The organism is Mesorhizobium sp. M0047 (genome assembly GCF_040323315.1).
Taxonomy (GTDB): Bacteria; Pseudomonadota; Alphaproteobacteria; order Rhizobiales; family Rhizobiaceae; genus Mesorhizobium.
Map to the genome: position 1 here is coordinate 1 of NZ_JAMYUW010000104.1, position 1,259 is coordinate 1,259.

General features: G+C 56.5%; 1 protein-coding gene. It reads left to right on the plus strand.

Going from position 1 to position 1,259, the window contains the following annotated elements; genetic code table 11:
• On the plus strand, positions 1-1,259 hold a 1,259-nt coding region (locus tag NKJ89_RS35555; RefSeq protein WP_352609068.1), incomplete at both ends, for a CocE/NonD family hydrolase.

Consider the following 1,259-nt stretch of genomic DNA (forward strand, 5'->3'; position numbering starts at 1 on the left):
ATGGTCGCTCAACACTGAATTCGTCACTCAGGTTAGCGGAGTGGAAGGCCGTATCAGCGCGGGCGATACTGAGTGTGCTGCAATTCGTGGGAGCGACAGGCAGGTCGTCAAGCGACAATTCTTTGACGAGGTTCGCAGGCACCCCCTAAAGGATGAATGGTGGGATTCAATCTATCTGGCCCGTAATGAGGTCGCCGGCAGGGTCGCTGTGCCGACGATGATTATTGCCTCGTGGCAAGACACCTACGGCTGTGCAGTCAGGGAAAGTGCTCGGTTATTTACCCAATTGATGCCTAACGTGGAGCACAAGAAGCTAGTCCTGATGAACGGCGATCACGTGATTGGTGGACCTGGGCCGAACAGCTATGGCCTGGTGGACGATGAGCGAATGAAATTCCTGGACCGATGGCTGAAGGGCGTTGAGAACGGAATAGAGCACGAACCGCCGGTGACCGTTTATTGGGAGGTCCGCCAGCCCGATGGAAATCCGAAGAAGGCGGTCGTGGGTTGGGTTACAAGGCACAAGACTTGGCCAGAACCGAAGGTCGAGCGTCGTCCCTATCATCTCACGGCCGATGCCAAGATCTCGCCTGACAAGCCCGCTGCTGGCCCGAACGAGGGCTCTCGCGCCTACCTCTATCCAGCGGGATCAGAACTCTACGGAAGCAATCAGCAATTCGCGATCCAGCCGTATAAAGAAGGTGTGTTGAACTACCGGACGGCCGCAGCCGTCTCGGATTTGACGCTGCTTGGAAACCCAGAAATAACGCTCTATCTCAGCATCGACAATGGAGATGACGCTGACCTGGAATTAACGTTGAAAGACGTCGATCCTGAGGGCAACGTACTCTTCCTGCAATCGGGCCTGCTACGCGCTTCGCTCCGTGCAATCGACGACGAGCGGACCTCTACGGACGAAGTGGTTCATCTGTTTCGCAAGTTCGAGAAACTCGTACCGGGTGAAATCTACGAGTTACGCATGTCATTGCTGGGACCAATCGCTCACGTTGTCCGGCAAGGGCATAGCCTCGAGCTAACCGTCGGTGCTCCCAATCCGATTCCGCATCCCAATTTCGGCAGCATGCCTGCCGGCGCCCCGTCCATCAACAGGGTTTTTCACTCGGAGAGATATCCTTCTAAAATCGTCCTTCCCGTTATTCCCGGCGCAGCGGCCCAAGCACCCGCGCCTGAATACAGCGCCTTGCGAGCCCAGCCCTTTCGAAAGGGAACTGAATTCGTGCCCGGCGGACTGCCGATTC